Annotated in this window: 18 protein-coding genes, 1 tRNA gene and 1 pseudogene; 12 read left to right on the top strand and 8 right to left on the bottom strand. The window is 40.9% G+C overall.

Annotated features, from left to right (window positions below):
• Positions 1-95 precede the first annotated feature (95 nt).
• Positions 96-374 (bottom strand): 30S ribosomal protein S15, encoded by a 279-nt coding sequence (gene rpsO, locus SNE25_RS16655; RefSeq protein ID WP_321560122.1) that lies wholly within the window; start codon positions 372-374, stop codon positions 96-98.
• 150 nt (positions 375-524) lie between these two features.
• Complete coding sequence (locus SNE25_RS16650) at positions 525-2,645, bottom strand: S41 family peptidase (protein WP_321560121.1); 2,121 nt, start codon at positions 2,643-2,645, stop codon at positions 525-527.
• A 269-nt stretch (positions 2,646-2,914) separates the two neighbouring features.
• On the opposite strand from SNE25_RS16650, the gene SNE25_RS16645 reads away from it, so the two are divergent.
• Positions 2,915-3,337 (top strand): acyl-CoA thioesterase, encoded by a 423-nt coding sequence (locus tag SNE25_RS16645; protein ID WP_321560120.1) that lies wholly within the window; start codon positions 2,915-2,917, stop codon positions 3,335-3,337.
• 86 nt (positions 3,338-3,423) lie between these two features.
• Here the strand turns inward: SNE25_RS16645 and SNE25_RS16640 are convergent, their stop codons facing one another.
• The 3 genes from SNE25_RS16640 to SNE25_RS16630 form a co-directional block, all read right to left on the bottom strand.
• Complete coding sequence (locus SNE25_RS16640) at positions 3,424-4,533, bottom strand: hypothetical protein (protein WP_321560119.1); 1,110 nt, start codon at positions 4,531-4,533, stop codon at positions 3,424-3,426.
• Complete coding sequence (locus SNE25_RS16635; protein ID WP_321560118.1) at positions 4,533-5,168, bottom strand: ABC transporter ATP-binding protein; 636 nt, start codon at positions 5,166-5,168, stop codon at positions 4,533-4,535. Before SNE25_RS16635 ends, SNE25_RS16640 begins: the two co-directional genes overlap by 1 nt.
• 104 nt (positions 5,169-5,272) lie before the next feature.
• Positions 5,273-6,253: a D-alanine--D-alanine ligase gene (locus SNE25_RS16630; RefSeq protein WP_321560117.1), complete on the bottom strand. Its 981-nt coding sequence runs from the start codon at positions 6,251-6,253 to the stop codon at positions 5,273-5,275.
• A 258-nt stretch (positions 6,254-6,511) separates the two neighbouring features.
• Between SNE25_RS16630 and SNE25_RS16625 the strand changes: the two genes are divergently transcribed.
• The 9 genes and pseudogenes from SNE25_RS16625 to SNE25_RS31910 form a co-directional block, all read left to right on the top strand.
• Positions 6,512-7,291, top strand: a complete 780-nt coding sequence (locus SNE25_RS16625) for a PASTA domain-containing protein (RefSeq protein WP_321560116.1) — start codon at positions 6,512-6,514, stop codon at positions 7,289-7,291.
• Positions 7,245-7,547, top strand: coding sequence for a rhodanese-like domain-containing protein (locus tag SNE25_RS16620; RefSeq protein WP_321560115.1), 303 nt, complete (start codon positions 7,245-7,247; stop codon positions 7,545-7,547). The genes SNE25_RS16625 and SNE25_RS16620 overlap by 47 nt, the downstream gene beginning before the upstream one ends.
• A 21-nt stretch (positions 7,548-7,568) precedes the next feature.
• Positions 7,569-8,624 carry an endolytic transglycosylase MltG gene (mltG, locus tag SNE25_RS16615; RefSeq protein WP_321560114.1) on the top strand — a complete coding sequence of 352 codons (1,056 nt, stop codon included), beginning with the start codon at positions 7,569-7,571 and terminating at the stop codon, positions 8,622-8,624.
• A complete protein-coding gene (locus SNE25_RS16610) occupies positions 8,624-9,028 on the top strand; it encodes an acyl-CoA thioesterase (protein WP_321560113.1) in 405 nt (134 codons plus the stop codon). The genes mltG and SNE25_RS16610 overlap by 1 nt, the downstream gene beginning before the upstream one ends.
• 15 nt (positions 9,029-9,043) lie before the next feature.
• On the top strand, positions 9,044-10,036 hold the full coding sequence (locus SNE25_RS16605) for a YihY/virulence factor BrkB family protein (protein WP_321560112.1): 993 nt from the start codon (positions 9,044-9,046) through the stop codon (positions 10,034-10,036).
• 98 nt (positions 10,037-10,134) lie between these two features.
• Positions 10,135-10,221 (top strand) — tRNA-Ser (locus tag SNE25_RS16600).
• Positions 10,222-10,574: 353 nt separating this feature from the next.
• On the top strand, positions 10,575-11,378 hold the full coding sequence (locus SNE25_RS16595) for an SDR family NAD(P)-dependent oxidoreductase (protein WP_321560111.1): 804 nt from the start codon (positions 10,575-10,577) through the stop codon (positions 11,376-11,378).
• Between the two features lie 66 nt (positions 11,379-11,444).
• The gene (locus SNE25_RS16590) at positions 11,445-12,302 is read left to right on the top strand and encodes an RNA polymerase sigma factor (protein ID WP_321560110.1); all 858 of its coding nucleotides are present in this window, start codon (positions 11,445-11,447) and stop codon (positions 12,300-12,302) included.
• Between the two features lie 468 nt (positions 12,303-12,770).
• A pseudogene (locus tag SNE25_RS31910) lies at positions 12,771-13,127 on the top strand (phage integrase SAM-like domain-containing protein); the annotation flags it as partial.
• Here the strand turns inward: SNE25_RS31910 and SNE25_RS16585 are convergent.
• Both SNE25_RS16585 and SNE25_RS16580 read right to left on the bottom strand, forming a co-directional pair.
• Positions 13,111-14,712, bottom strand: coding sequence for a glycoside hydrolase family 43 protein (locus tag SNE25_RS16585; RefSeq protein ID WP_321560109.1), 1,602 nt, complete (start codon positions 14,710-14,712; stop codon positions 13,111-13,113). The pseudogene SNE25_RS31910 and the gene SNE25_RS16585 overlap by 17 nt on opposite strands.
• A 15-nt stretch (positions 14,713-14,727) precedes the next feature.
• Positions 14,728-16,020: a family 43 glycosylhydrolase gene (locus SNE25_RS16580; RefSeq protein WP_321560108.1), complete on the bottom strand. Its 1,293-nt coding sequence runs from the start codon at positions 16,018-16,020 to the stop codon at positions 14,728-14,730.
• Between the two features lie 856 nt (positions 16,021-16,876).
• Between SNE25_RS16580 and SNE25_RS16575 the strand changes: the two genes are divergently transcribed.
• On the top strand, positions 16,877-18,169 hold the full coding sequence (locus SNE25_RS16575; RefSeq protein WP_321560107.1) for an NAD(P)/FAD-dependent oxidoreductase: 1,293 nt from the start codon (positions 16,877-16,879) through the stop codon (positions 18,167-18,169).
• 63 nt (positions 18,170-18,232) lie between these two features.
• Positions 18,233-18,727, top strand: coding sequence for a hypothetical protein (locus SNE25_RS16570; protein WP_321560106.1), 495 nt, complete (start codon positions 18,233-18,235; stop codon positions 18,725-18,727).
• Here SNE25_RS16570 and SNE25_RS16565 read toward each other — a convergent pair.
• On the bottom strand, positions 18,724-20,991 hold the full coding sequence (locus SNE25_RS16565; RefSeq protein ID WP_321560105.1) for a sensor histidine kinase: 2,268 nt from the start codon (positions 20,989-20,991) through the stop codon (positions 18,724-18,726). The genes SNE25_RS16570 and SNE25_RS16565 overlap by 4 nt on opposite strands.
• Between the last annotated feature and the right edge of the window lie 70 nt (positions 20,992-21,061).

Genomic DNA, 21,061 nt, shown 5'->3' with positions numbered 1-21,061 from the left:
TTCGGAGCGCATCGGTTTTATGTTTGTGAATATTGTTTCTAAGTAAAAAAGCCATCCCCAAAATCGGGATGGCTTTTAAATAAAAAAGGAGAGAATTACTTAATGATATCCCTTAGCTGTAAAGCTTTGATGATAGCACGGTATCTTTCAATATCTTTATTATAAAGGTAAGCCAGCAATGCACGGCGTTTACCTACTAATTTTTGCAGCGATAATTGAGTTGAAAAATCCTTTTTGTTTTTTTTCAAATGCCCGGTTAAATGAGCAATACGAGTGGTGAATAAAGCTACCTGACCTTCTGCAGAACCAGTATCTGTAGCGCCTTTACCATGTTTTGCAAAGATCTCTGCCTTTGCTTCTTTACCTAAATACATTACTTGAATAATATTAAAGCGTGAATAATTAATTATTTTGAGGTGCAAAGATAGTGTTTAAAGTCAGAAATCAAAAGTAAAAATTCAAAAGGATTTAACTGCGAATGAGTAATTAACCGAGTGATAAAAGCTCCTGAATTTCTGCTTTTATCACTTACTAACTTCATTTAAAATAAGTTGCTTTGCTTTCTCAAGCGGCTCATCAATACCAGCTTTGATTCCCTTAATAGTTGGGCTTATTTTCACATCAATTTTAACGCCTTTACGCTGTGTTTCAGCACCATCTGGATATAATATTCCTATACCCGATATCATAGTTGATATACCACCCGGTAATATAATAGGAGATACATTACCATCGGCCCCGGCTGTTGTACTACCTATAACCGTAACATTAGGAGAGCTTTGGAAAGCCATTGTAGTGTATTCGGCTTGGCTCTGTGTCTGTTCATTAACAATAACTATCACTTTACCCTTATATTCATTGGTTGGGTCAACGCTCAATGTCGGGGTTTCTGTAAATGAGCCAGGGTGAGTAACACTGCCGTTTGTAAATTTAACAAATGGCGCATTGCCCGATTTAATATATGGCACAAAGGTAAAAGGCATAAACTCCGAAGGATAACACCGCATATCAACAATAATACCTTTAGTACCGTTAAACATTTTTTTAATATCGGGCAGATCTTTATTATAATATTTAGCCGGGTACAGATAACCTATCTGCTTATCTATTACATAATAACCGGAAGTACCAGTGTTAGGATCATAATCAAGCCTGTAATTAACACTTTTACGTTCCAATCCAGCAATGCTGGTGTTTAGGGTTTTGCCATCGCGTTCAATTACAAAGTCAAAATGCGGGTTATTGCTTCGTAACAAATAATTATTAGGCATATCCCGTAATTGTGTTGAATAATTGGAAGCAGCGGTAATGGGCAGAAATTTTTTTATCAATTCGGTAACTTTTACACCATTAATGGAGGTTATCACATCCGCTAATTTAAATTTACTCTTCACATTCAGCGTATCGTTATAAAAACCGGTTACAACCAATTTATCCTCAATAAATTTAGCCTTAAATGGCGGCGCGAATTTCCCACGATAATCTTCAAGCTCTTTTCGGTAACCCCAGATATTGGCGTGAGTATCGTTTATACTACTGATCAAGGCCAGCACTGTTAAGGTATAGGCCGTATTGTCGGCATCATTAATAAACTGCGGAATAAATGCTGGTAATACTTTATTCCAGTCCTCACCTATTAAATGTTTATATGGCGAAAAATACTGTATCATATTCCAATATCTGTATAAACTAAGCAGGCGATAACCGGCATCAGGGTATTGCATAAATTCATAACCCTTTTCATGATTAAATATTGGGTTACCTACGTTGGGAGCGGTATCTACATAATAATTTTCGCTGTTGTTGCTTTTGTTTAATGCGATGAGTTTATCAATAAGCGTTTTGCTTAATCCCCAATTTTCAGGACTATCTCCCAACTTGAGTGCAAGTTTTGCCTTATCTTCGCTATCAGGTTTACAGTTATCGCAAGTTTGTATTTTACCGAACTTGCCAATCCATTGTTCAAGAATGCTGCTCAACTCCTGATTATTCCTGGCTTTTATCACAGCCGGCAGCACCCTGAAAAGCTCTGCATCCATATTAACATTACCTTTTGCAACCTCCGGATGATGGTATTTTATAAAACCCCACACTTTGCCGAGTAAGGTTAAATTTTTTAATTGCTGAGCATCCAGCTTAATATTAGTAATGCCTGAGCTTTTATTAAAAACGGTATCCTGTTCGGCTTTAGTAAGTACAATCTTTTTTATAATGGCATTTTCAATCGGTTTACCATCAATAAGTAACTGAACATGATCAAACCATATTTTACCACCGCCGACCAATAAAGCTCCAGCTGCTATGTTAGTTCCCTTGTCGCTATCATATGGTAATTTTATACTGTATTCTCTCCAATCCGTGGTTCCATGTACATTTTGATTCTGCATATTATTAAATGCCAGTGTACCATCAATGCGAAGCCAGAAACCAGCGAAGCCTTTATTTATGTTCTCTGTTTTAATATAGCCTCGCAATTCAATCTCATTGCCATTAAATCGGTACGGAATATTTATGCCTATCGAACCAAAATCTCCAGTTGCGTTTTTAGAGGTTATAGATACTGCATATTTTCCCTGTTGTTTAACCATGCTATCCAATTCATAGCTGTAATCGCCGGACGATGCTTTTCTAAAGGTCCAGCCCACAGGCAGCTGGGTAGCTGGGTTTATTATTTCAAGATCACCGTTAAATTGTATTTGTTGTGCGGGTAAATGCCTACAACTTAATAAGCAAGTTATTAAGAGCAGCAGCGTCAATTGTTTCACAAGGTTTCAGTAGTATTATTATTTATGGATCATAACGCTTAATTATGTTATTTAATATCCGGGCATTTTAACAAATCACATTCCGCATCATTTATAATGATGAATGTGATTTTGATTCTTTATTTTTGATTTTCTACTTAGCAAATTTCATGACTAATTCTGTCCAATATAGCACCTTTGAAACCGAATTTCGTGTACGCCCCGATGACATTGACATGTTTCAGCATGTACATAACAGCAAATATTTTGATTATGTGCTGGCCGCCCGGTATGACCAGATGGAACGCTGCTATGGCATGGCCATGGAAAAGTTTATGGAACGCGGCTTTGGCTGGGTAGTGCGAACAGCACACGTCGACTATAAACGCGCCTTAACCATGGGCGACTACTTTATTGTAAAAACAGGTATTGAAACTATCGACGATAAAGGCTGCCGCGTAAAGTTTAGCATCACCAATAAAGTCACCAATAAAATTTGCTGCGACGGCTGGTTTGATTACACTATGATTGATATGGCCACCGGTCGCGGAGCCCGCATACCCGAAGATATTATTGAGCACTATTTGAAATAGGTAGTCTGAACCAAGATTTATTTTTCTGAACCAAGATTCATCAGATTAAGGGATTACCGGGATTTTGACTAACTTGTTTTCCAATTTTACCCACTACCCACTACATCCTCATACCTGTAATAATTATTGTAGAAAAACAGGTAAGCAGTTATAAAGCTCAGTGGAATTAGTAACCACAGCAGGTGAAACATGATGATCCAGAACAGCAAAATAAAAAGGCCGAGTATCCATTGCAGGTATTTATCCATATTAAGACCAAACCAATACAGCAGGGTGTGGAATAACATGGCAATGCTTAACCCCGCCAGTAACAGTTGTAAAGCCATTACCGGTTGAAACCTGCTGAATAGCCATACACTTTCGGGCAGCAGCAAAAAAAAGTAAACACCAACAAAATTCAAAAACAACCTGAACCTGCTGTACGGCAAATTGCGGGAAAAGCCAAGCCGGGTTTCCTCAAAGCGGCGAGTTTCAAATATTAATACCACGTGTGCTGTAATAACTGCGAGTATGGCTATGCCTGCCACTCGTGTATCGGTTTTTACATCGGCAAATAAATAAAACACACCGCTTATAATTAACCACGATAAACCTTTGGTAATACAGTAAGGAACTTTCTTGCTATCAAAAATATGATAGATATATAAGCTAAAATAAGGTTTACGCCACTTACTGCTCAGCTTTAACAACAGCGATTGGTTACTGCCATCAACCAAGCGGTTTACCACAGTTGTGTATAAAATAGCACTGCACCAGATCATGACAGCCAAAAATACCACGATAAGAATGGGTAGTAAATAATAATGATGCGCCACCCCTACTGCTACGGCCAGCAGGGCATAAATAACAACAGGTAATAAAATAACAGCCTGGGTATATTGCCAACTTTTGCGTTGTTGCTGCAGGCTTAGCGCGGCACTGCTGTAAAATAAAAACTGCTTATCGGGCGCAAAAATCTGACCTGTAACATAATGCCAGCTTTTAAATATATACAAAAGCCAAACCCCGGTCACGAGCAATAACATGATGGGGCTGCTCGCCATGCTTAGCATTAATGATTTATGATAAGGAATAAGCATATTACCAGGCACGGCGCCCACCATTATGAAAAATACGAACAGCAATATAGCCGCGTGTACTTGATAAAACCCGCGGACAAATACTTTGATCAATACTTTGGTAAGCGGTTGCTGCATCAGGCTATAAATTTCAGGGTTTGTTCCTCAACCATCAGTTCGCGGGCTATGGGCAACTCAGCATGTTCCAGCGCTTGGTGTGATGATAACAGAAAGCTTGTACCTTCCTGATTATGCCGTTCGGCTATCCAGGTGTTCAATATTTTTAGCGAAGCGGTATCAATGATAATCAAAGGCTCGTCGAGCAGGATAAGTTTAGGCCTGCCCATAAAAGCCAGTACAAGCGACAGCTTTTTGAGCATTCCGCTGGAATAAGTGCCTACCGGCCGGTTTACAAAGGCCTGCATTTGCATGGTGTCAATATAATGCTGTTCCTGCCCCTCGGGTGCATCTTTGGCCTGGGCAAACAAAGCTATCAGTTCCTTACCGGTTAAAAATTCAGGAAACAGTGGCTCGGCCTCGGCAAAGTTCACCAGCTTACGGTAAGCTACGGGTTGCTTCTTTATGCTGATGCTGTTATCAAGCAAAATATCGCCCTCAAATGATAAAATACCGGCAATCGATTTTAGTAAAGTACTCTTACCAGAGCCGTTCACCCCTTTTATCCAGTAAATACCGGGACTTATAGATAGTTCATCAACTTTGAGCGCCGGGAAACCGCCATATAGTTTTTTGAATTTTACAAATTGTAACATTGATAATTTGATGCTGAAAGGATTATGCTGTTACATATTATTTGCAAAATGTTGTTTGAATAAGAGCCGCATTACATGCGTCTCTTATTATGTATCAATTCATATTATAATGCCCCCTCTATCAGGGCACTGTAAAACTCGCCCACATTCATACCCGCTGCCCTAACCTGCTGCGGTATCAAACTATTAGCCGATTGGCCCGGTGTGGTATTAACCTCAATAAAGTAAAAATCGTTACTGCCCTCCAGCAAAATAAAATCTATCCTTACCATCCCTTTACAGTTAAGCCGGGTATAAATCTCGGTCACAATATTTGCTATCTGTTCGTTTTGCGCAGGCGACAGGTCAGCCGGAGTTACTTCTTTCGTTACGCCGGGAGTGTATTTAGCTTCGTAATCGAAAAAATCCTTAGAGCTGATAATTTCTGTGGCTGGCAAAACGGTTATTTTACCATGCAGCCTCGCTATGCCTATGCTAAACTCCCGGCCTTTTATAAATTCCTCAACCAGTATTTGCTCATCTTCATGGAATGCTTTTTTTAATGCGTCGGGCAGCCCGGCAACGTTATAAACCTTACTCATACCCACGCTGCTGCCACCATTATTGGGTTTAATGAACAAGGGAAATTTCAACGTAGCCGCAATAATAGCCACATCGTGCATATCTTTTTCAAACAGACGCATGGAATGGGCGGTATGCAACCCGTGAATACCATTTACCAAAGCTTTGGTGTAAGCCTTATTCATGGTAATAGCCGATGTAGTAGCATCACAAGTATTATAAGGTATGCCCAGCATATCAAAATACCCCTGTAGTTTACCATCCTCGCCGGGGGTACCGTGCACGGTGATAAAGGCAAAATCAAATTTTATTTTTCCGCCGTTAAGGGTTATCGTAAAATCATTTTTGTCAACATCAACCAATTCGCCGGCAGCTTCATGAAACCACTTGTCGCGGTTAATAAATATGGTGTAAACTGTGTACTTATCTGCAGGCAAGTTATCGGCAATATTTTTAGCGCTGTTTACAGATACTTCATACTCGCCGGTAAAACCGCCGGCTAAAAGGGCTATATTTTTTTTCATTCGAGGTGTCGGATGTTTGATTTCAGGATTTAATAATTCGTTTTTATCGGTATCGTAAGCTTCCAATTTTCGATTTCGAAATTAAGGATAAAAGTGTTTAATATCGCAGGCATACCATCAAAATTCGGAAATCAAAATTCCGAAATCCGAAATTATCAGTATGTTTGATACATATTTTGACTGTAATTATCCTTACTATTACCGATGAGCAAATTTGGGGCTTACTTAAAAACAAAATCATTTCGCAATAACATCATCATGGCTATTATCACAGTAATAGCTGTTGTTTTAATAGCCTTTTACAGTCTTGGATATTATACCCATCATGGCTCAGGCATACCGGTGCCAAAATTAAAAGGGCAATCTGTTGACAGGGCTACCGCCACTTTAAAAGAACAGGGTTTTGACTATAAAATTGATTCGGTTTACGTGCAGGATGTGGCGCCTGGCACTATTGTAGAGCAAGATCCCGATGCGGGTACTAATGTAAAAGAAGGCCGGGTTGTTTACTTAACCATGGTTACTTTACAGGCTCCTAATATTTCACTTCCTGATCTGGATCAGAGCAGTTACCGCGAGGCTATTGCAACACTGTCAAACTATGGCTTAAAAGTTGGTGATACCACCTATCGCTCAGATATTGCCCGTGACCGTATCCTGGAAGTGCGTTTTGGCGGACAGGTAATTAAAGCAGGCACCAAGATACCTAAAGGATCGCGCATTGACCTGGTTTTGGGCGACGGCGAAGGTGCCAGCGAAGTTGACATTCCGGAACTGGTAAACCTTGACCTGGATGCCGCCCGTTTTGCCATTAAAGGATCGGGGTTAACTATTGGTACAATAACCTATCAGGGCTCTATTACCGACTCAACCAATGTGGTTGTGGTAGCACAATTTCCTATGAAAACTGATTCGTTAAGCAAAACCAGCATTGGTACGCGCATAAACATTACAGTTACCCAAGGCACTAAAACAGAACTCCCTAAAACAGATGCCCCGGCAAATTATTGCAACCGAACTGCTTACCCGCATAAATAACGGCGAGCATTTAAACGTGCTTGATGTAAGGGAAATTATGGAATACCATACCTATAACATAGGCGGTAATAATATCCCATTGCGCAAACTTGAACAAAGCATAAATGAATTGGGGTATAACAAAACAGATGAGATCATCGTTATCTGCAAGGTTGGTTTAAGGAGCGAAACCGCTCAAACTATATTGCTGCAAAATGGTTATCAAAATGTTAAAAATTTAACCGGTGGATTATTAGCGCTCCGGAAATTAAAATAATCTTTAAACATTGTATTTATCATGACTGAACAAAAGGCACCGTCAAAGGGTATATTAAAAAAATTCATCATAGCCCTGGTGCTCGTTATTATTGTATTGCTGGGCTTTACCGCGGCAAATTATTATTTCAAATACTTTGGCCCCAATGTTACCGGCAAACAGCAATATCTATATATACATACTGGAGCCACCTATGATGAGGTATTGAAAACCATAAAGCAACAGGAAATGGTTAAAGATACCGCATCGTTTAACTGGGCTGCGGGTAATATGAATTACACCAAACGGGTAAAACCTGGTAAGTACCGCCTGCTCGAAGGTATGGGCAACCGTAAGTTTATTAACATGCTGGCTTCCGGCACGCAGGAACCGGTTACACTTGAATTTCATGGTTTAAGGCAAAAAGAACAATTTGCTGGATTTATCTCCAAAAAAATAGAACCCGATTCAACATCTCTGATTAACCTGCTCGATTCGGCAAGTTTTGTGGCCAAATATGGTTTTACTACTGACAATGTGTACACCATGTTTATGCCCAACTCCTACCAGTTGTACTGGAATACATCTCCCGATAAGTTTTTTGAGAAGATGTATAAGAATTATGAAAAATTCTGGACACCGGAGCGTAAACAACAGGCGGCAGCCATAAACCTCACCCCACAGGAAGTATCTGTTTTAGCCTCGATAGTTGATGCCGAAGCCTTGCACGACGATGAAATGCCGATAGTCGCCGGTTTATACCTTAACCGCCTCAAAAAAGGCATGAAACTGGACGCGGATCCAACCGTGATTTTCGCGCTGAATGATTTTACCATTAAAAGGGTTTTAAACCGTTATCTGTCATACAATTCGCCGTATAATACTTATTTGCATACCGGTTTGCCTCCTGGCCCTATCATGATGCCGTCGGTAAATGCGGTAAAGGCTGTATTGAACTATCAAAAAAACGAATACCTATATATGTGTGCAAAGGCAGATTTCTCCGGCTATCATGCCTTTGCGACCAACGTAGCCGATCATTTGGTGAACGCTCATAAATTTCAGCAGGTCCTTAACGAAAGAAACATTAAGCGATAATGTTTGAGCATACCACAAAGATACGGGTGCGGTACGGAGAAACCGACCAGATGGGTTATATGTACTACGGCAATTATGCCGAATTTTATGAAGTGGGCCGCGTCGAAATGCTTAGAAGTTTAGGCCTAACTTATAGCGGCATGGAGCAATCGGGCATCATGATGCCTGTACTTGAACTAAAATGTAAATACCTGAAACCGGCATTGTACGATGAGGAGATCAGCGTTAAGGTAATTATGGACAGGATGCCCGGCATTCGTATCCATTTCAGGTATGAACTTTTTAACGAAAAAGCCGAACTCATAAACCAGGGTGAAACGCTGCTTGTTTTCATCAATATGAAAACTAACCGTCCATGCCTGCCCCCTCAGGATTTCATTGATAAATTGGTACCATTTTTTTGAGTAATTTTGGCCTAAATGAAATGGCTGCATCATTTTTTACTCCGGTTTGCTTTTTACCGATACCTTATTGACTGGACAAGATACATCATACTTCCGGGTTTTCGCCCCTTGCCCCTGTATACCGTTATTGACTTTTTTATTAAGGAAATAAGTAACAGTTCACTGGTAAACCGGGCCTCGTCACTGGCTTATAGTTTTATGCTGGCTATTTTTCCTGCCACTATATTTTTATGCACGCTCATCCCCTATATTCCAATAACTGACTTTCAGGGCGAACTATTACGGGTACTTAAAAACATAATGCCTACAAATGCCTACCAGGCGTTTAGCGATACCATTATAGATATTATCAAAAACCAAAACAGTAAATTACTATCATTTGGTTTTTTATTAACCGTGTATTTTGCCACCAATGGCGTTATTAACCTGATGAAGGCGTTTAATAAATCATCGCTTATAACTGATAGGCGAAGCTGGTTAAAAAAACGCGGTGTAGCCCTTGCGCTCACAGTAGCTATCAGCTTTGCACTTGTGATAGCCATAGGCATACTGGTGGCCGGACAAGGCCTTATAAGCTTTATAAAGCACCATTTCGCAAGCCGGAACCTCTTTTGGTATTACTGTATATTATTATTTCGATGGATTGTTAGCTGGCTTGTTATTATCATTATATTTTTTGCCACCATATCTGTTTTATACCGTTACGGTCCGGCGCATAAAAAACGCTGGAAGTTTATTAATCCCGGATCAATTTTAGCAACCGGGCTTGCAGTGTTAACCTCGATAGGTTTTTCTTATTATATCAATAATTTCTCCTCTTATAATAAAGTTTACGGCTCTATCGGAACATTAATAGTTGTGATGATTTGGATGTACCTGAACTCGCTAATTTTGCTCATCGGTTTTGAATTAAACGCCAGTATTGAGCTTTCAAAACGCAATATACGGATAGTAAAACCCCGTTATAACAGCTTCAGAAGCAAAAAAACAGACACTTCCAAAAATTAAGAAATTGGATATCAAACACTTATCAACCAATATTAAATAATTGAAAAAAAACGGTAAACAGATTTGGTAATTCAGTCCGGATTTGTACTTTTGTCGCCGGAGAGCTGGCAGAGTGGTCGATTGCGGCAGTCTTGAAAACTGTTGAACTGTGAAAGGTTCCTGGGGTTCGAATCCCTAGCTCTCCGCTTAAGGAAATTTTAGAACACTTAAAAAATCTGTGTAGTACATACACGGATTTTTTTGTTTAATAACACCTAAAATCTATTACAGGTAGGCTAATAGAGAACCATTCACGGATCAAGGGGAATAATTGTGGGATAAGATAAAAAGTATTTGCTCTCACTCCATCTTTGCCCGCCGAAGCGGGCTACGGCGAATAAAATCAATCGTCAATCAAAAAAACAACGGAAGAAACTTCGATAAATTTCATAGGCGAGCATATGATGGTCAATTTGTTATAAAATATCTTTTCTTTTTTTTTTAAAAAAAACAGACCGTTTTGCCAGGCTAAATCGTCAAAAGATAAACTTTAAACAAAATGCAAAATCTAAAAGACAAAGTAGCCGTAGTATTTGCAGCATCCGGAGATATCGCGGGTGCCGTAGCGCGATCGTTTTCCCAACACGGGGCTAAGGTGTATGTCACCGCCCGAAACCTTGATGCCGTAAAAGCACTGGCCCAAGAGATCAGCGTGAATGGTAGCCACGCAGAAGCCGTCAAAGTGGACGCATTGAATGAGACCGAAATTGACGACTTTTTAAATAAAGTCATCTCGGAGAACGGGAAATTGGATATAGTATTCAATGGCATTGGCATTGATTACAGCGAGATGGGTGGCCGTCCGCCAACAACGGTGGCTACCTTCGAACAATTTATGGCCCCGATGGAAAAGATATGTGGTTCACAATTTCTTACATCGAGGGTGGCAGCGAAGTATATGATGCAAACTCAATCCGAAGGGACAATCTTATTGCTCACGGCTGCGTTATCCAGGTCAAAACTTCCCAATTTGGCAGGTATTACGGCCGCCAGTGCCGCTGTTGAAGGGATGACACGGGTGATGGCCACAGAATGGGGGGCGGATGGCATCAAGGTCATCTGTATTTGTACCGGGGCCATAATGGAAACAAAAAGAATCTCCGGCTGGATAGATACTGCTGCAAAACAGTATGGAATATCGCCGGAGCAATTGGTTGCACAATACAAGGCCTTCGACATATTAAAGTCGACCCCGACATTGAAACAAACAGGTGAAACGGCGGCCTTCCTCGCCTCTGAAACAGGGGTAGTTTTCAACAGTCACATTGTTGATGTGGACTGCGGTAAGCTGAACATTTTATAATATATTAGCAGTAGCAGTCTTTCGGAGGAAGGTTGCTACTTTCATTTTTATCTGTTAACGAACTAAATGGAAAGAGAAGACATCCTGAAATCAGCCATATCCGGCGATATCAATGCGTTCCAGATATTGTTTGCCGAATTTCAAAATCAGCTGAAATCTTACCTGTATCGCTTACTTACCGATCGGAATGATGTAGAAGATCTGACCCATGATTGCTTTATTAAGGCATTTACTAATATATCGACTTTTGGTCAGGACTCTTCATTAAAAACCTGGGTATTTAAGATAGCCACTAATCTCGCTTACGATCATTTACGGAAACTAAAAAGATGGCAGGCGGATGCTCAGGACCGGGCAGCAGATCTGGCTATAGGTTCGGAGGAGATCAGGCAGGTCTTTTGGATGGTTCACAATACCTCGCCTGCCGGGGCTTACGAAATGAAAGAGCATATCGACTACTGTTTCACCTGCATCTCAAAGACCTTACCCATAGAAAACCAGGTAGCGCTGATCTTAAAGAACATGTACGATTTTCAGGTAAAGGAAATTAGTTTGATTCTCGAAAAGACGGAAGGCGTGATAAAACACCTGTTGAATAATGCCAGGAATACTATGACCGATATTTTCGAGCATCGTTGTGCGCTAATCAATCAGGAAGGCGTCTGCCATCAATGCAGCCATATAAATGAAATTTTTAATCCCAAACAAAATCAGCAAGAAGAACTGATGAAACTGGAATTGGTAAAAGCTTCTAAAAAATATAACAGAGAGCAACTTTTTACCTTGCGAACATTATTGGCAAAGGCTATCGATCCTCTGCATGCTGCGGGTACCGACTTCCATGAGGAAATCATGAGGTGTCTCAGAACAGCAATTGGTGAAAAAAGTGATTTTTTTGACCAGTACCCCAATAAAGCAAAGTAATCAGTATCCATCGGAGGTATTTGAAGACCGATGGTTAGTGTTTACAATTTCATTGATGACCTTCAAAATCCCTTCCAAGTGTTCTAATAGATTCCCATTCACCCCGCTGAAAATATAAAGCCCTGTAAAACTTGATTTACAGGGCTTTATTATGTAATATAAGGATTCGAACCTTCTTATGCAAAATTGCAAAAACCTATTAATTTGAATAATTAAGGGGTTTTTGATTTACAAACCTCTTCAAAAACGCAAAAATATTCAAAATTCTATTGCGTCATTCGTAGCGTCTTTTGCTTATAAAAAAGACGCTCTCGCATTCTATTTATACAAGTAAAAAAGGTTAATAAAAGACCACTAAAACGGATCTGATTAATATCTGCCCAAACCTTGCTTTTTTGATTTGACATACTGCTTTAACAAATTTGACTACACTAAAAAAAACGATTATGATAGAAAAAGGGATATAAGACCACATACGACCATGTAAACAACTTTATTGGTTGTAAGTATAGAAAAAATGATAGAGAGGTAAAGGAACTGGCTTATGAGTTTATATCACAGTTTGTATTCTGGTTTAAAACACAAATACATTGTTGTAATAATATGACCATAAAATATCTTGGTAATTTCAAGAAAATTGTCCTGGAATGTAAACAAAGGGGGTTGCTAACCAACGATTCATTTTTGAGCTTTAGAACAAAACGAGACGGGGTAATGCCAGTTGTTTTAACCAAGCATGAACTAATTAGAATAACGAACAAGCTATTCGACACAGAAAGGCTCAATCATGTCCGTGCGGAGTTCGTTTTCAGTACCGATATCTGAACCAATCAATATCCACAAAACCTTTATCCCCGAGCACATTATAATTATAGATGCCAATCCGGTCTCCCCGGTAACTTCCCCATGTCAGTTGTGTGACGCCGGCAAAGGGGACGAATGCTCGCCCGGTCATACTAAACGAGTAGGTGTTTTTGCCGTGGATATCCCAAGTTGAACGAAGCCAAATTGTGTTTGCGGTGATCCTGGCACCAACAGTATCTTTTCCGTTATATTCATATACGAGGTGCCTTTCATTTCCGCTTTGCCTGACACCCAATGTGGTATAACTGGCTGTGGAAAAGTGCGTTAGTCCTGCATATTCACCGTCGGCCATATGGTCAATGTTTATTTTGATGGTCACCGTATTAGCCCTGGTTCGCATCGACCTTTGCGTTAGCGTATTACCTGCCATTAAAATACTGCCTCGGGTTCCACTTGAATTGATTGGTTTGAAAGCGTGCAGACGGAGATGTCCCGGACGCTGAGTTAGCGACCATTTTTCTGATCTGGGCTGGTAATTCCATTCCCATTGCCCCCCCAGGCTGGGTGAACTGAAATCATCGCTACCTTTGATACCAAGGTGTTTTTTGCTGTTGATTGGTTTAGTGGCCGACCATACCATCCGGCCTATGCCGTCTTCTCCAACTGCTCCAACGATAGGCCATCCATCAACCCATTGAACGGGTAACAGGCTGGCTGCCCTGCCTTCCCAATCACCAGTACCATGGTGCGTAAAAAAATACCACTTACGGTTCGGAAGCTGTATCAAACCACCCTGGTTGGGCTCTTTATCCAACTTTGCATTCACATGGTTCAACTGCCTGATCTCCCAGGGACCGGTAAGTTTTTTCGCACGTTCAATCATCATCACTCGCCCCTCTTCTTTAACCTCGCTGAAATAATGAAAATAAACACCCCCAATCTTATACAGCTTATTGGCTTCGCTGCCCTTCGACTGGTGAATGATTGTATCTGATGAGGTGATAAGATTTTTACCGTCCGGCCTCATCCTAAACAGATGGATATTGTATTGCTTGTTGGTTTTGCGGTCAAATTCAAAATTCGTCGCAATGAAATAAAGCTGGCCGTCGTCGTCGCAAAAAGAGCTGCAATCATCCCAGCCCGTTATCTTCCAAACTTGGTGTAAAGGTTCCCACGGCCCCGCAGCACTACTCGCCGAGCTCATAAAAAATCCGTCATCGGGGGTGCCGAAATATACCCAAAACCTGTTCTTATAGTACCGTATTGACCCTGCCCATATACCTTTTCCATAAGCATTCATGCGGTTCCAGTTCAATTCCGGACTGATGGTAGTAAGGTCTTTAACAACATGGCCGATGATCTCCCAGTTGACGAGGTCCCTGGAGTGCAACACCACCATTCCTGGCGAGAACTGCATAGTCGACGAAATGGCATAGTAATCCGCTCCTACACGGATGGCATCGAGGTCGCTGTAATCGGCAGGCAGAACAGGATTAACGTAAGTGCCGTTTTTCTGGTCGCCCCATCGCTCCGAAAATTGGCCATACAGGAACAAGGCCTGGAGTTGCAGGAGAAATAGTATAAAAAATATCCGGATTGCTTTCATCTTAAGAAACCTGGCCTAATAAATATTCCATTCCCATATCCCTTTAACACCGCTTGTTATTTTCACTCTTAAATAACGGGCCTTAATCCTGAGGTCGTCTGTATGGGGCGATTGAATTTTCAGATCGGAATGCATAACGCATGTTTGCCACTTGTTACCATCTGTGGAGTAATCAAGTTTGTAGGTATGCCCCACCGTCGGTCGGACAAAACACACTTCACTGCGTTTGATCTTTTGAATAATGCCCAGGTCGGCTACCATCCAGTTGGCCGTGTCTTCCGGAGCAGGCATCCAGCGTGAGCCATTCTGCCCGTCGAACGCAAAGGCTGGCACAAAAGATTCTGTCCTGTGTAATAATGTGTCTTTCATCGGTTTTACCGGCAAATCGGGGCGAATACTCGAAGCTGTAGCAGCGACAATCTTTATTTTTTTATCTGGTTGAACGGGCCCCAGCGCGCCTACACCATCCAGCGTAAGCTCGACCGGACGAATCGTTCCGTCCTGATTGAAGGCCAGCTTATTGACATAGGTTTGCCGGTTGGTACTGCCGCGGCCAAATTCAAGATAGGCAAAGTAATAATCATCAGTTCCCGGTACATTAAAAACACAGCCATGGCCTGGGCCAAAGATCTGCCGTTGATGATCGGTAGTCGACACGAGATCGTTCTTCGGAAAATCAAACGGGCCTAACGGGGAGACTGTACTGGTCACGTAAGCGTACTGGTATTTCTCGTCCCCGCCCTGTGTATATAAATAGTAGTAAATACCCTTACGTTTAAAGAAAATGGGGCCTTCAGAATAAGCTATTCTTGGAGTGGGTATGGTGGTAATGCTATTGCTGTCGACAGTTATCATGTTCGATGCCAGTTTGGCTGCGCGCCTGTGTTGCCAGAACACGTAAGCCTGGTGGTCATCATCAACAAAAATCTCGGCGTCGATACCCAGCGGTGGCTTGGAATTTTTGGACGATAATAATGTTCCGGCAGAATACGGCATGATAAACATATCCGGGCCTTTCGCTAGCTTAAACGGGCCATCGGGTGAAGCCGAGACCGCCGGGTACATAAATCCATTGACCGTGGGGTAAATATAATATCTACCGTTTGCCGAAATGACTTTGCTTGGGGCCCAGTATTTCTGATCTATAGCCGAGGGGAAATAAGATCCGGAGAAACTCCAATTCACAAAATCTTTCGACTTCCACACTACAGGTGGCCCGGACGCATCCAATCCACGGTCATAACCGTCTGTCGTCGCATAACAATAAAACATGCCGTCGATTACCTGGATACTCGCATCAGCGATCATGTCTGGGATTAGTGCATGACCAAAGGGATTGGACACCTGCGATTCTGCAGAAAGTGAGATTAAGCAAAAGCAGGCAGGAAGTAAAATCGATCCGAAAAGCCCAGAAGTGTACCGTTTGAAATAGCTTAAAAAGCTACATTTTGTAATGTCCATGCAGAATTCATTTTTTTGTATTGAGGTCCCTGGAAATTGGTTTCCCACTTTCAAGGCGGGCCAAGTCCATTAATTCGAAGCAAGATCTTACAATTGCTATCGATAACTGATCAGTCAAATTTATCCACTAAATAATTGTTAACAGTTATCCCAATAGGACTTTCTTTTGTACAAAACCGACATTTTGCTTATAGGACAAATTGAGTTTGTAGTAACATCCCGATCACCACAATAAATGCACGATAAAATTTTTCAAACTCAGCCAGCATAACAAGTGCCATGGGTTAATAATGTCATCATTTGCACCGTGAAAATCCATACCGGAAGGTTGGCTGCTCTTTTTTTTTAGGATATAGCTCTACATTAGCCTGCGCACGCATAATGAAAGCAGCTGCAAAATAATCCTTATGCACACCTTCATGCATAATGAACTAAAAGTCGTAAAAACGCTGGCAGTAGTTAAGGAACAGTTCGATATACAATCACTTTTTAGGGTGCAATTATGCGCATTGCCCTAAATTTTTGTACCCTTATTAATAACGATTAATATTCTATCAACTACCATTTCTCAATCAGCAGCTCGGTATTTAGTATAACGTTTCGCCAAAACACTTTATTTAGTGTGTTTGTCGCTGATGCAATCTGTTAGTTCATTTATAATAAGATAGTTACATAATGGAACATTAGTTGCATAATCATTCTTATGACAATCAATCATTTTAAAAGAAAACACATCGTGGTCATTGGGGGAGGTTTTGGCGGGTTGAACTTCATAGCTTCTTTTTATAACAATAAGTATTATGATGTTACATTAGTTGACAAAAACAATTACAATTATTTTACGCCTCTACTCTACCAGGTCGCCACGGGCTTTCTGGCACCCTCAAGTATTAGTTATCCGTTCAGGAAATTATTTAAAAACAAGAATATAGCCTTTAGAATGGCGGACGTTAATGGTGTTGACGCATCAAAAAATAAGATTCATTTAGACGATGGATCTGAACTAAGTTATGACCTCCTCGTTTTGGCAGCGGGTACAAAGACAAATTTCCTTGAGAACAAAAGTTTGCGAGCGAGGGCACTATCGTTAAAAGGAATTAATGATGCTTTGGTTATGCGTAATGAATTGATTGGTATACTCGAAAAAGCATCTATCGAAAAAGATCCTGAAGAAAGAAAAAGGTTGCTCACTATTGTTATTGCTGGTGGAGGACCGACTGGCGTAGAAGTTGCAGGAGTGTTGGCAGAAGTGCGCAAGTACATTTATGCACGTGAATATCCGGAACTAAAAGACTTTCCATTTGAAATTTACATTGTCGATGGATCGCCTTTTTTATTGGCGCCGATGAGTGACAAGAGTCATCAAACTGCTTACAACACATTAACTAAACTGGATGTACATATTATTTTAAAAACGCATGTGGTACTCTTCGAAAATGAGAAAGTGTTTTTGTCCAATGGAGACATAATCGAGTGCAAAACATTGATATGGTCAGCGGGTGTAATTGCCAATTCATTTGAAGGAATAGCGGAGAGCAGCCTTGGCAAAGGCAGACGAATGATCACAAATGAATATAATCAGGTGCAGGGATATGAAAATATCTACGCCATCGGGGATATAAGTATCCAATTTGACGATGCTGATTACCCTGATGGCCATCCACAGCTTGCGCAACCAGCTATTCAGCAAGGGAAAGCGCTCGCTAAAAATCTACTTCGAGTTGCTTGTGGGCAACAAATGAAAGCTTTCAAATACTTCGACAAGGGTGAAATGGCGATAATAGGTCGGCAGAACGCTGTTGCAGATCTATTTAAACACCGGGTCCATTTTGGCGGTTTGCCGGGCCTGATGGCCTGGTTACTCATTCACCTGATGTCTTTGGTAAGCACCAATAACAAGATAAAAACATTTTATAACTGGGCGTTTGCTTATTTGACTAATGACCAAACACTAAGAATGATTTTTCGGACAGAAAGCGCGGACGACCGAATTTAATTTTTAACTGCGAAACCTGATTTCACATTTACATTGTCATACAGAACTTAAAAAAATTAGCAAATGGAACAAAGAATTCAAATTGACCCGAAGCCCAAATCAAACGGCCTTCAACCAATAATATTGGCAGGTCTAACGGCTGGGCTGCTTGATGGTATTGCAGCTTCGATAGTGTTTAATATTAAGCTTGGCTTAAATCCCGGCCAGGTCATGCAATACGTTGCAAGCGGGCTCTATGGCCGGTCGGCTTTTTCCGGGGGCATTTCAACGATCCTAATTGGTACATTGCTGCATTTTCTAACAGCTATTACAATCGCGGCAGGTTATTTCTATGCGTATACAAAAATTAAAACACTACGCAGTTTTGCTGTGCTGTCTGGCCTGACGCTTGGCTTATGCGCCTGGCTGATTATGAATCTGGTAGTGGTACCACTTAGCAAAACTCCGCCTCCTCCGTTTGGAGCAAGCGATGTAGCAATTGGTATTATTTTGCATATGTTTTTGGTGGGATTACCTATTTCACTTATCATCAAAAGGCACTCTTATAAAACAAGTTAAGTTATAACAGCGTTTGCCCGCGCGTGTTCAATCTTAAACTTTAGGGTGATGACTACACCGGAGTCATTTTCTATCTCAAAGCTGGCCCCCAGTTGTTTGCTGAGTGCCCTTATCATTTCCATCCCGAGAGATGAAGTTTCCGATAAATTGAAACCAATCGGCAGCCCTCTCCCGTTGTCGGCAATTTTAAGCCCAATAGTTTCCGTATCAAGTAAATTACTTTCAATAATAATTTCTCCGCTATCGTCGCCAAAAGCATATTTTATGGAATTTGTTATTGCTTCATTTAATATTAATCCTAACGGTACTGCCTGGGATGAATCAAGGTTAACCGGTTCTATCAATTCTTTAAATCTTATCCTGCGACGGGCACAATCATAAGAATCACATAAGTGCCTAACAAGGTCTGCGACATAATCACTCATGACAATACCTGCAACGTTGCTTTTACTATAAAGTTTCTGATGAATAATTGAAATTGCCTGCATTCTGTTCCGGCTATCCCTGATCGCGTCTATTGCATCATTGTTTTGTAAATAAGCAGCCTGTGTATATAGCAAGCTCATCACTATTTGCAAATTGTTTTTTACACGGTGGTGGACTTCTTTGAGCAGCCATTCTTTTTCGATCACCAGGTTTTCCAGCAACTCGTTTTTATGAGTAATAAGTTCGTTTTGCTGCGTGATTATTTTGTTATTCTTTTTCCTTAGCCTGCTTTGTCGGTATAATAACGCTGCTATGATTAAAGCTAAAACGATGCCGCCAATTGTAACATTCTTCACCATGGTTGCCCGCTGCAGGTTACTTTTATCCAGTGCGGCTCTCTGATTTAACAGTTTTATTCTATCTTCTTTTTGCCTGGTTTCAAATTGAACTGCCAGTTTTTTTGCGTTCTCTTCCTTACTATTCCTCAATTCAAATTCCTGTGCATTATGGTATAAACTTAAATGTTTGATGGCCTGGAAATAATCACCGGTTGCTGAATCAGTAAGAAAAAACAAGTAATCTAAGTGGCTTTTTTCACCCGACGAAAACGTATTGTTCTTATGATTAACGACAAGATTCAAGAAAGGCTTTGCTTTAGCATATTGTTTTGACTCGACGTAAACCTGAGCGATGTCCTTATAAACGTATACAGACGGGTTTGCTTGAGTTTTATTTATCTTAAACGCCATTAAAAATGCTTCCTCAGCCTTTTTATAGGCTTTCATGTCGCGATAAATATTTCCGAGAAACAGGGCATCTTCTATCTTATCGCCGGTGTTCGTTGCCGGATATTCTGCCTGCATACGGCGAACGTAGCCGATAGCCTCGGAATATTTCTTCATTTTTCGTAACGCACGTACAGGCAGAATAAAAACAATGCGTTGATTTAAGCAAAACATACCCGCATGTATTTTCAGATATTTTAAAGCTAAGTTCCCAAGATCAAAGGCCTTTTGGTAGTTTTCGTTATTGAAAGAGATATGCCCATATGCGAAATAGATGTCGCCGGCAATGAGGGTGTCCTTAGTAGCCCTCATCGTTTTTATTGCTTCTTCACTATAATATTCTGACTTTTCGGGATGACCGGTATAAAAATAATAAGCTGCCAGGCCATAAAATGTGTACTGCAGGTAAGGATATTTCAAGGTGCGGTACCTCTTCAAAGCTTCGAGATATTCTTTCTCAGGATCTCCCTTTGATTGGAGTATGTGGATGTACGCCTTATCCTCAAGCGCCTTTATCTCATATAACTGCAAATGAAATTGAATGCTTAGAAGCCGCGCTTGTTCTGCAAAATAGAGTCCTTTTTCCCATACGGATTGCTGGTCAGGGGCATCCATATTGCCATATTTATAGCTTAAATTCAGACATAACACTGCTTTGGCGGTATCTTTCAATGCCGGGAGAATATTTTCGGCAGCCTGCATATTATTTTGAAAGGTAAAAATGTCGGCTATAAACAATAGAGCCTGGTCCTTACTTTTTTTGTCATTGTATTTAATACTTGAATCTCGCGCCGATATTCCGAAAGCCATTGCGCGTTTCATATCGGCATCCCGGCGTAACGGTTTGTTCAGGTAAAGATTAGTTAGCCTGAGAAGTACCCGTACTTTATCTTTACCTGAAACGCTTGAAAGTTGTTTTAACAGGACGTGTTCATTTGAAGGATCCTCGGGTTGTGGAGAGGGGTAGTACTGACCAAGGGCTGCTAAGGGGAATATGATTAGAATGGCTGTAGTGACGGCTATAGACAGAATGACAATGATTGATTTATGCATCGTATTTGTATTTAAATAAGATTCGCCGCCGCCTTGTTTCTACAGTCCAATTGTTTCACTGACGACGCAA

It is taken from the genome of Mucilaginibacter sabulilitoris (assembly GCF_034262375.1).
Lineage (GTDB): Bacteria > Bacteroidota > Bacteroidia > Sphingobacteriales > Sphingobacteriaceae > Mucilaginibacter > Mucilaginibacter sabulilitoris.
The sequence above is the reverse complement of the archived record's forward strand: the minus strand, read 5'-3'. Positions and strand labels throughout refer to the sequence as shown.

Excerpts from the sequence above, each read along its gene's own strand:
- rpsO (WP_321560122.1), bottom strand. The coding sequence starts at position 374 with ATGTATTTAGGTAAAGAAGCAAAGGCAGAGATCTTTGCAAAACATGGT.
- SNE25_RS16645 (WP_321560120.1), top strand. The coding sequence starts at position 2,915 with ATGACTAATTCTGTCCAATATAGCACCTTTGAAACCGAATTTCGTGTA.
- SNE25_RS16640 (WP_321560119.1), bottom strand. The coding sequence starts at position 4,533 with ATGCAGCAACCGCTTACCAAAGTATTGATCAAAGTATTTGTCCGCGGG.
- SNE25_RS16635 (WP_321560118.1), bottom strand. The coding sequence starts at position 5,168 with ATGTTACAATTTGTAAAATTCAAAAAACTATATGGCGGTTTCCCGGCG.
- SNE25_RS16630 (WP_321560117.1), bottom strand. The coding sequence starts at position 6,253 with ATGAAAAAAAATATAGCCCTTTTAGCCGGCGGTTTTACCGGCGAGTAT.
- SNE25_RS16625 (WP_321560116.1), top strand. The coding sequence starts at position 6,512 with ATGGCTATTATCACAGTAATAGCTGTTGTTTTAATAGCCTTTTACAGT.
- SNE25_RS16620 (WP_321560115.1), top strand. The coding sequence starts at position 7,245 with ATGCCCCGGCAAATTATTGCAACCGAACTGCTTACCCGCATAAATAAC.
- mltG (WP_321560114.1), top strand. The coding sequence starts at position 7,569 with ATGACTGAACAAAAGGCACCGTCAAAGGGTATATTAAAAAAATTCATC.
- SNE25_RS16610 (WP_321560113.1), top strand. The coding sequence starts at position 8,624 with ATGTTTGAGCATACCACAAAGATACGGGTGCGGTACGGAGAAACCGAC.
- SNE25_RS16605 (WP_321560112.1), top strand. The coding sequence starts at position 9,044 with ATGAAATGGCTGCATCATTTTTTACTCCGGTTTGCTTTTTACCGATAC.
- SNE25_RS16595 (WP_321560111.1), top strand. The coding sequence starts at position 10,575 with ATGCAAAATCTAAAAGACAAAGTAGCCGTAGTATTTGCAGCATCCGGA.
- SNE25_RS16590 (WP_321560110.1), top strand. The coding sequence starts at position 11,445 with ATGGAAAGAGAAGACATCCTGAAATCAGCCATATCCGGCGATATCAAT.
- SNE25_RS16585 (WP_321560109.1), bottom strand. The coding sequence starts at position 14,712 with ATGAAAGCAATCCGGATATTTTTTATACTATTTCTCCTGCAACTCCAG.
- SNE25_RS16580 (WP_321560108.1), bottom strand. The coding sequence starts at position 16,020 with ATGATCGCTGATGCGAGTATCCAGGTAATCGACGGCATGTTTTATTGT.
- SNE25_RS16575 (WP_321560107.1), top strand. The coding sequence starts at position 16,877 with ATGACAATCAATCATTTTAAAAGAAAACACATCGTGGTCATTGGGGGA.
- SNE25_RS16570 (WP_321560106.1), top strand. The coding sequence starts at position 18,233 with ATGGAACAAAGAATTCAAATTGACCCGAAGCCCAAATCAAACGGCCTT.
- SNE25_RS16565 (WP_321560105.1), bottom strand. The coding sequence starts at position 20,991 with ATGCATAAATCAATCATTGTCATTCTGTCTATAGCCGTCACTACAGCC.